Here is a 9,080-nt window from a genome sequence, read left to right on the forward strand (position 1 = left end):
CAAACACATTCGAGCGGATTCAAAGTTCCGACGGGTTCTCAGGGGTGACAAACATGTTCAATGCAGCAAAAATGGCTTTCCTTGCCGCGCTGTTCGCAGGCGTGGCCGGGCCAGTATTCGCCGCCGATCTGGCGGAGCCGCCAGTGGTCGAAGAGGCGCCGGCGCCGATCGCCTATGAACAGCCGGCCGATTTCGGCGGCTGGTACATCCGCGGCGATATCGACTATCACTGGTCGAAGTTCCGCGGTGGTGACTACACCACCTACAGCCCGGCACCGCCCCAACTCCCCGGTTCGTTCGCCTCCGGCAAGTTGAAGAGTTCCTTTTCGGCCGGCGCCGGTGTCGGTTACCAGGTCAACCGGTACTTCCGCACCGATCTGACCTTCGACTGGATGGGCAAGTCCAATTTCCGCGGCTCGACCAATGGTTTCTGCGGCGGCGGCATAGCTTGTACCTCCGTCGACACATCGTCCTATTCGGCGATGCTGCTCCTGGCCAATGCCTATGTCGATATCGGCACCTGGCACGGCGTGACGCCCTATGTCGGCGCCGGCATCGGTGGTGCCTGGGTCAAGTGGGATACGCTGCACAATACCGATCTCGATGGCTCCTTCGAGCACAGCGGCGGCAAGGGCTGGCGCTTTGCCTATGCCCTCATGGCCGGCGCCTCCTACTGCCTGACCGACCGGGTCAAGCTCGATCTCGGCTATCGCTACAGCCACATCAATGGTGGCAAGATGTTCAACTACGCCTCCGACAGCGATGTCGGCCCGGGCTTCGATCGCGGCATCAACGTGCACGAAGTGCGCGGCGGCCTGCGCTACCAGTTCGGCCGGTCGGACTGCGCCCCGCCGCCGGAGCCCTACGTTCCCCAACCGGAGCCGGTCTACACCAAGTAGTCGCTTCGAAATCCAGGAATTTGCGAACCGCCCGGCCATGCCGGGCGGTTTTTGTTTGCCGATTGCGGTGCACTTCCAGGCCGCGGCGTGCGGAGAGAAAGCCTATCGAAATCAAATCGGTAACGTCGCGTTATCCTTAACCCGCACTTAACCACTATGGTTAACAATGCCTACTGAAACGGCGCTTGCGATCAAAATGAAGAGCGCCAATTTCAGGAGCCGGGGACCCATGAATTTCAAATTGCTGACAGCGCCGGCACTTGCCGCACTCGCGCTTGCGCTGCTGACGCCGGCGCAAGCCGCGGACTACGATCCGCCGATCTATGTCGATCAGGCGCCGGACTATCAACCGGTCGAGGTCGGCTCGGGCTGGTATCTGCGCGGCGATGTCGGCTACGCGTTCAGCCATCCCTTCGAGCATGAGGAAGCGACAACCGGCCCGCTTAACAGCTTTACCGATGAGAGCAGCCTTTTCACAGGCAGTTTCGGTATGGGGTATCATGTCAACGACTATCTTCGGGTCGAGCTGAACGGCGGGATTCTTCCGACCGACAAATTCGGGGAACACGCCAAGTTGGCAGCCACTTGCGACGGCCATACGCTTGTGGACGACGGTTTTGGCACCATCAATTCCGTCGCGGCTACGCAGGCATGCGATCTTTCCGACAATGCTTCCAACAAAGGCTACAGCATCATGGCCAATGGCTATGTCGATCTCGGCACCTATGTTGGAATAACTCCATATCTTGGCGGAGGGGTCGGTGTCGCATACAATAAATATTACAGGAGCATTGGGGCTAAGGATTGCGTGGAAGTGGCCCCCAATTCGTCCGGCACGGGCGGGTTCTCTTGTGATGATCCGGCCGGTTACGAGGGTGCAACGGATAAGGAGGGCAAATTCAACCTTGCCTATTCGATCGGGGGCGGTCTTTCCTATCAGGTGGCCAAGAACGTGTCGGTTGACCTTGGCTACGAATATTTCTCGGTGCCGGGCGCCAAATACGTCGCTTATGACAGCGGCGCCTTCAACATCCACAAGGGCATCAATTATCAGACGGTCAAGCTCGGGCTGCGCTACGACCTCTGGTAGGCTGGCTGCAGATACGAAACCCGACGGCGGATCTCTTCGATCCGCCGTTTGCGTTTGGGCTCACGACATCCTGATCCCGGACTGCTTCTATCTTGTCAGCGACAAAAACTTTCCTCTTGACGCCTGAGGGCTGAACGCATATCGCCGTCCGTGGGCCACCCCTCCCCAACGAGGGGCCACTATCTGGAAGGATAGACCACGATGACGACGCATACGAAGCCCGGACTCCGTCCGGCAAATCCCAATTTCTCCTCAGGTCCCTGCGCAAAACGCCCCGGCTGGTCGGTCGAGGCGCTGAAGAATGCCGCGCTCGGCCGTTCCCACCGCGCCAAGATCGGCAAGACCAAGCTCGAACAGGCGATCGAGCTGACTCGCGAAATTCTCCAGGTTCCGGCGGATTACCGTATCGGCATCGTGCCGGCGTCGGACACGGGTGCTGTCGAGATGGCGCTGTGGTCGCTGCTCGGTGAACGCGGTGTCGACATGGTGGCATGGGAAAGCTTTGGCTCGGGCTGGGTGACCGATGTCGTCAAGCAGCTGAAGCTCGCCGATATCAGAAGGATCGAGGCAGGCTATGGCGAACTGCCGGATCTCACCAAGATCGATTTCGACCGCGATGTGGTCTTCACCTGGAACGGCACGACCTCAGGCGTGCGCGTGCCGAATGGCGATTTCATACCGGCGGATCGCAAGGGCCTGACCATCTGCGATGCCACCTCAGCGGCATTCGCGCAAAAGCTCGATTTCCAGAAGCTCGATGTCGTCACCTTCTCCTGGCAGAAAGTGCTGGGCGGCGAGGGCGCACACGGCATGCTGATCCTGTCGCCTCGCGCCGTCGAGCGACTGGAAACCTACAAGCCGGCGTGGCCGCTGCCGAAAATCTTCCGCCTGACCTCGGGCGGCAAGCTGATCGAAGGCATCTTCAACGGCGAGACCATCAACACGCCGTCGATGCTGTGCGTCGAGGACTATCTCGATGCGCTTCATTGGGCGAAGTCGATCGGCGGTCTCGATGCGTTGATTGCCAGAGCCGATGCCAATGCCGCCGTGCTCGATGGGTTTGTCGACAAGTCGTCCTGGCTCGGCCATCTCGCAGTCGATGCGGCGACACGGTCCAACACGTCCGTATGTCTGTCCTTCACCGACGCCGATGTCGCGGCGCTCGACGCCGACGGGCAGGCGGCTTTCGCCAAGGCGATCGTCTCTATGCTCGACAAGGAAGGCGTCGCGTACGACATCGGATCCTATCGCGATGCACCTTCCGGCCTGCGCATCTGGTGCGGTGCCACCGTCGAGACATCCGATCTCGAGGCGCTGCTGCCTTGGCTCGACTGGGCCTTCGCCACGCAGAAGGCTTCGCTGAAGGCCGCAGCCTGAGATTTCGTGGTGGCCTGCGGGCCGCCCTTTCCCGACAATCCAGTTCAAGGAGGCCGCCATGGCGCCCCGCGTTCTCGTCTCTGACAAACTCTCCACCACCGCCGTCCAGATATTCAAGGACCGCGGTATCGAGGTCGACTATTTGCCCGATCTCGGCAAGGACAAGGAAAAGCTGCTCGAAGTCATCGACCAGTATGATGGTCTTGCCATCCGCTCGGCGACCAAGGTCACGGAAAAACTGATCAACGCAGCGACAAGACTCAAGGTCGTCGGCCGCGCCGGCATCGGTGTCGACAATGTCGACATCCCCGCGGCGAGCCGCAAGGGCATCATCGTGATGAACACGCCCTTCGGCAATTCGATCACCACGGCCGAACATGCGGTGGCCATGATCTTTGCACTCGCCCGGCAGATCCCGGAGGCCAATGCCTCGACCCATGCCGGCAAATGGGAAAAGAACCGTTTCATGGGCGTCGAGATCACCGGCAAGACGCTGGGTGTCATCGGCTGCGGCAATATCGGCTCGATCGTCGCCACGCGCGGCGTCGGCCTGAAGATGCATGTCGTTGCCTTCGACCCGTTCCTGTCGGACAAGCGCGCCGAGGAACTCGGCGTCGACAAGGTCGAGCTGGACGAGCTTTTCGCCCGCGCCGATTTCATCACGCTGCACACGCCGCTGACCGACAAGACGCGCAACATCATCGACGCGGCGGCGATCGCCAAAATGAAGAACGGCGTGCGCATCATCAATTGCGCGCGTGGCGGGCTCATCGTCGAAGCCGACCTGGTCGCGGCGCTGAAGAGCGGCAAGGTGGCGGGCGCCGGCGTCGATGTGTTCGAGGTCGAACCGGCGGAGAACAACGCGCTGTTCGGCATGGAGAATGTGGTGGCAACGCCGCATCTCGGCGCCTCGACAGCGGAAGCACAGGAAAATGTTGCGCTGCAAGTAGCCGAGCAGATGGCCGACTATCTGATCAAGGGTGCGGTTTCGAATGCCATCAACATGCCCTCGATCACGGCCGAGGAAGCACCGCGGCTAAAGCCGTTCGTCAAGCTCGCCGAAGTGCTCGGCGCCTTTGTCGGCCAGGTCACCGAGGACCCGATCAACGAGGTCGAGATCCTGTTCGACGGCTCGACCGCGACGATGAACACGCGCGCCCTGATCAGTGCGACGCTCGCCGGGCTGATCCGGCCGCAGGTCGCCGACGTCAATATGGTGTCGGCGCCGATCATGGTGAAGGAGCGCGGCATCATCGTCGCCGAGGTCAAGCGCGACAAGTCGGGCGTGTTCGACGGCTACATCAAGCTGACGGTGAAGACCGAGCACATGACGCGCTCGATCGCCGGCACCTGCTTCTCCGACGGCAAGCCGCGCTTCATCCAGATCAAGGGCATCAATCTCGACGCCGAGGTCGGCCAGCACATGCTCTACACAACCAATGCCGATGCGCCCGGCATTATCGGCCTGCTCGGCACGGTGTGCGGCGAGAACGGCGTCAACATCGCCAACTTCCAGCTCGGCCGCAACCGGCCGGGCGGCGACGCGATCGCGCTGCTCTATCTCGACGCGCCGTTCCCGGAGAAAGTGCTGGAACAGGTCAAGGCGCACAAGTCCATCGACTCGGCCAAGCGGCTGCAGTTCGACGTCAACGCAATGTAGTTGACGGCGTGGCGGATGCGGCGGTCCTCCCCCCATCATTGGGGCGGCCGTCGCAGAGGCCGGTTCAGGTCAATTCGTCTGAGCCGTCGGAGACGCCCACGCGATGCCGATAGACCAGTTCCCAGCCCTTCCACCCTGTAAACAGCAGGATCAGAACCACGATCAGCGATAAGATAAAGCCGGTCGGGATCACAGCCGCCGCTCCACCGGCATAACGCGAGTACCAGTTATAAAGCTCGATCAGCACGACGAGCACGTTGCCGCCGGCATGGAGCCATGCCGTCGTGAGATTGCGGATCTGAACATCGCCGAGAACATCCGTCAGGCCGGTAAGAGCGGCCAAGGCGCCCATGATCAGGCCGGCGCCGAGAAGCCAAAGCGATCCGGTGACCCACCCGGGATCGGCTGTTTGCCAGAAAATCAGATCGCAAACGAAGGTGCCGACAAAGAAGGCGATCGGAAACGGAATCAGCATTGGGTGAATGGGGTGACCGGCAATGCTTGCCGTGCTGCGAGGGTTATGGCTCATCTTGTTGCCTCCCACGCAAGCAAACTCCGCCAGAGGTAAAATGTTCCAGGTCGGCGCGCGGCAGCAGTTATCGCGACGGCGGCGCAGCGCGGCAGCAGCCAAATGTTATCCGCGGCGGTTCGGTGCCGCCATCTTGCGCCCGCTGTATTCGGCGAGCGAAATGCCGCCCAGCACCAGGACGAGCGCCAGCGCCTGGTAGAGCTGGAATGTCTCGCCGACGATCAGCACTGACAGCAGCGTGCCGAAGATCGGCACCAGATTGATGAACAGCCCGGCACGGTTGGCGCCGATCAGTTCGTTGCCCCTGATGTAAGTGATCTGCGAAATGACCGAAGCGCCGATCGCGGTATAGACGATGACCACCCAGCCGCTGATATCGGGGACGATAACCTTGCCGGCGGCGACCTCCCACAGGAAGAACGGCAGCGAGGTGATGAGGGCAGCGATCGCCAGGGACAACATCAGGCTCTGCCAGCGCATCACCGGCTTCAGCCGCAGCCCGACCGAATAACCGCTGTAGAGGACGACCGCGACCAGCATGATGGCGTCGCCGAAATTGAGTTCCAATGGGAGCAGCCGGCGCGGATCGCCGTGGCAGGCAGTCAAGATGACACCGAAGATGGTCAGCACCACGCCCGCAATCTGCGCCCAGCTCACGCGCAGGCGGAAGAAGAAGAAATTGGCAATGATGATCAAGACCGGCATTGCCGCCTGTTCGATCGAGACATTGATCGCGGTCGTGTAGTTGAGCGCGGTGTAAAAAATGGTGTTGAACAGAGTGAAGCCGCTGGCGCCAAGTGCAGCCAGCACGAACCAGTGTTTGCGCACCACCTGCCAGTCCTCCCTGATCGTGCGCCAGCCGATCGGCAGCAGGATCGCGACGGCCAGCACCCAGCGCAGGAAGACCAGCGTCATCGGCGAGACGTGATCGACCGCCAGCTTGCCGGCGACGGAATTGCCGCCCCACAGCAGGGTGGTCAGCAGCAGGAACAGGTAGGCGCGTCGATGCATTGCGGGATTCCGGCCGCCTGGGAAGTTGTGTTTGCCGGCCTATTGCCCCCGCCGACGCAAGTAAATGATGTCAAAGCCGAAAATTGTTGTGCCTCAGGGCATTTTCGGCGGCAAAGAAAGGTCGCGCTTGCGAGGTCTTGACGCTATAGAGGCCTGTCGTTTCGAACCATATCCAGGCCGCCAGGGCGGCATCTCAAGGGAAAAGAAACATGGCCAATGTGGTGGTCGTCGGCTCGCAATGGGGCGACGAAGGCAAGGGCAAGATCGTCGACTGGTTGTCGGAGCGCGCCGACGTGGTCGTGCGCTTCCAGGGCGGCCACAATGCCGGCCATACGCTGGTCGTCGACGGCAAGGTCTACAAACTGTCGCTGCTGCCGTCGGGCGTGGTGCGGCAAGGCAAGCTGTCGATCATCGGCAATGGCGTCGTCTTCGACCCGCACGCCTTCGTCGCGGAAGTGGCAAAACTCAAGGCGCAAGGCGTCGAGGTCACGCCGGACCGCCTGAAAATAGCCGAAAACACGGCGCTTATCCTGTCGCTGCACCGGGAGCTGGACGGATTCCGCGAGGACGCCGCCTCCAATTCCGGGACGAAAATTGGCACGACGCGTCGTGGCATCGGCCCAGCCTATGAAGACAAGGTGGGCCGGCGCGCGGTTCGGGTGATGGATCTGGCGGATTTGGAAACGCTGCCCCTCAAGGTCGACAGGCTGCTGACGCATCACAATGCGCTGCGTCGCGGGCTTGGCCATGGCGAAGTCACGCATGAGGCGATCATGACCGAGCTGACCTCGGTCGCCGATGAGATCCTGCCCTATATGGACCGCGTCTGGAAAATCCTCGACGACAAGCGCCGCGCCGGCGAACGCATCCTGTTCGAGGGCGCGCAAGGCACGCTGCTCGACATCGACCACGGCACATATCCGTTCGTCACCTCGTCCAACACCGTTGCCGGCCAGGCAGCCGCCGGCTCGGGGGTGGGCCCCGGCGCCATCGGCTATGTCCTGGGCATCACCAAGGCCTATACGACGCGTGTCGGCGAAGGCCCGTTCCCGACCGAGCAGAAGAACGAGATCGGCGAATTTCTCGGTACGCGTGGCCACGAATTCGGCGTCGTCACCGGGCGCAAACGCCGTTGCGGCTGGTTCGACGCCGTGCTGGTGCGCCAGGCCGTCGCCGTCAACGGCATCAAGGGCATCGCGTTGACCAAGCTCGACGTGCTCGACGGGCTGGATGAGATCAAGGTCTGCACCGGCTACCGTCTCGACGGCGAAACGATCGACTATCTGCCGGCCAGCCAGGGCGCGCAGGCGCGTGTCGAGCCGGTCTACGAGACGCTCGAAGGCTGGAAAGGCACCACCGCCGGCGCGCGCAGCTGGAACGACCTTCCGGCGCAGGCCGTCAAATACGTCCGTTACATCGAGGAGCTAATCGGCGCACCCGTCGCGCTCCTTTCCACCAGCCCGGAACGGGACGACACGATACTTGTGACCGATCCGTTTCAAGACTAGTTTTCTGAAGCCTTTCCGGGCATCGCGGCCGATTTGCGGGGGCCGGCGCGGAAACAAATACAGGTCGACTGAAGCATGGCAGATTTCGTTGCTATTCTGAAAAAGGCGCTCGACAAGCACGGCGACGAAACGCCCGAAAAGCGTACGCGGATCTATGAAAGCGTTCGTACCATGCTGGCGAAGAAGCTTGCGGAGTATTCGCCGCCGCTGGCCGCCGAAGCCATAAGCACGCAGAAGCGATCCCTGGAAGATGCCATCTCGAGCGTCGAGCGCGACTATGCCAGGGCACTGCCGGCATCCGATCCGCTGGCGGAGCTGGAGCACATCTTCTCCTCCATAGACCGCAACAAGAACCAGTCCAGTCATGTAAAGCCTTCCGCCACGCCTGCGCCGGCCTGGCAGCCGGCGAAACCCGTGCAGCCGGCGCCGACCACCAGGACAGAGCCGAGCTGGCAGAGGCCCGCTCCGACACCGCCTCCGCCTGTGGCGCGTGCAGAAACCATCGACAAGCAAGCCGCGGAGCTGGACGCCGACGACGATAGCGCCGATGTCTTTGCCAATGACGAGCAGCCGGCGGCGGACACGTTCCAACGCCTGCGCCCCGCCGAGCGCAGGCGCAGCTATGGCGGGTTGATCGCGGCTGTCGTCGCGCTTTTGGTGGTGGCCGGCGGTGGCTATGGCATCTGGCTGAACAAGGATGCCTTTGGCTCGATGCTGGGCCTCGGCGGCGACACCAAGACGGTCTCGACCGAACCGCTGGTAAAGCCGGCGCCGGCCAAGCCCGCGGCCGATGCACCCGCACCGGCTCCTGCCGGCGAGGGAACGAAGTTCACCCAGCGCCTGTCGCCCGAAGGCGGTGAGACCGATCCCGGTCCCGCGGCCGGTCAAAGCGGCATCGGCGAGGGCGAGTCCGTCGCCGCGCTGACCACACCGCCACCCCCGGCTCCAGCGCCACCTGCGGCTCCAGCGCCTGCGACCCCGCCGGCCGGCGACGCCGCAGCCACGG

7 protein-coding genes and 1 pseudogene are annotated in these 9,080 nt (G+C 62.3%); 6 read left to right on the top strand and 2 right to left on the bottom strand.

Going from position 1 to position 9,080, the window contains the following annotated elements:
• Positions 1-53: 53 nt before the first annotated feature.
• The 4 genes from X757_RS151930 (at position 54) to serA (ending at position 5,026) form a co-directional block, all read left to right on the top strand.
• Positions 54-899, top strand: coding sequence for an outer membrane protein (locus tag X757_RS151930; RefSeq protein ID WP_023726190.1), 846 nt, complete (start codon positions 54-56; stop codon positions 897-899).
• Positions 900-1,095: 196 nt separating this feature from the next.
• Entirely contained in the window at positions 1,096-1,989 is an 894-nt protein-coding gene (locus tag X757_RS151925) for an outer membrane protein (RefSeq protein ID WP_245271492.1), read from the top strand.
• A 201-nt stretch (positions 1,990-2,190) separates the two neighbouring features.
• Entirely contained in the window at positions 2,191-3,366 is a 1,176-nt protein-coding gene (locus X757_RS151920; RefSeq protein WP_023726191.1) for a phosphoserine transaminase, read from the top strand.
• Positions 3,367-3,424: 58 nt separating this feature from the next.
• On the top strand, positions 3,425-5,026 hold the full coding sequence (serA, locus tag X757_RS151915) for a phosphoglycerate dehydrogenase (RefSeq protein WP_023726192.1): 1,602 nt from the start codon (positions 3,425-3,427) through the stop codon (positions 5,024-5,026).
• A gap of 64 nt (positions 5,027-5,090) precedes the next feature.
• On the opposite strand, the gene X757_RS151910 is transcribed toward serA, so the two are convergent.
• The gene (locus tag X757_RS151910; protein ID WP_023726193.1) at positions 5,091-5,555 is read right to left on the bottom strand and encodes a DUF2231 domain-containing protein; all 465 of its coding nucleotides are present in this window, start codon (positions 5,553-5,555) and stop codon (positions 5,091-5,093) included.
• 105 nt (positions 5,556-5,660) lie between these two features.
• Positions 5,661-6,566, bottom strand: a complete 906-nt coding sequence (locus X757_RS151905) for a DMT family transporter (protein WP_023726194.1) — start codon at positions 6,564-6,566, stop codon at positions 5,661-5,663.
• A 209-nt stretch (positions 6,567-6,775) separates the two neighbouring features.
• Between X757_RS151905 and X757_RS151900 the strand changes: the two genes are divergently transcribed.
• Positions 6,776-8,074, top strand: a complete 1,299-nt coding sequence (locus tag X757_RS151900; protein WP_023684197.1) for an adenylosuccinate synthase — start codon at positions 6,776-6,778, stop codon at positions 8,072-8,074.
• 75 nt (positions 8,075-8,149) lie between these two features.
• Positions 8,150-9,080: pseudogene (locus X757_RS151895) on the top strand (hypothetical protein); the annotation flags it as partial.

It is taken from the genome of Mesorhizobium sp. LSHC412B00, from assembly GCF_000503035.1.
Classification (GTDB): domain Bacteria; phylum Pseudomonadota; class Alphaproteobacteria; order Rhizobiales; family Rhizobiaceae; genus Mesorhizobium.

Bases quoted from the DNA above. Each gene is read 5' to 3' on its own strand.
- X757_RS151930 (WP_023726190.1), top strand. From the start codon at position 54: ATGTTCAATGCAGCAAAAATGGCTTTCCTTGCCGCGCTGTTCGCAGGC.
- X757_RS151925 (WP_245271492.1), top strand. From the start codon at position 1,096: ATGAAGAGCGCCAATTTCAGGAGCCGGGGACCCATGAATTTCAAATTG.
- X757_RS151920 (WP_023726191.1), top strand. From the start codon at position 2,191: ATGACGACGCATACGAAGCCCGGACTCCGTCCGGCAAATCCCAATTTC.
- serA (WP_023726192.1), top strand. From the start codon at position 3,425: ATGGCGCCCCGCGTTCTCGTCTCTGACAAACTCTCCACCACCGCCGTC.
- X757_RS151910 (WP_023726193.1), bottom strand. From the start codon at position 5,555: ATGAGCCATAACCCTCGCAGCACGGCAAGCATTGCCGGTCACCCCATT.
- X757_RS151905 (WP_023726194.1), bottom strand. From the start codon at position 6,566: ATGCATCGACGCGCCTACCTGTTCCTGCTGCTGACCACCCTGCTGTGG.
- X757_RS151900 (WP_023684197.1), top strand. From the start codon at position 6,776: ATGGCCAATGTGGTGGTCGTCGGCTCGCAATGGGGCGACGAAGGCAAG.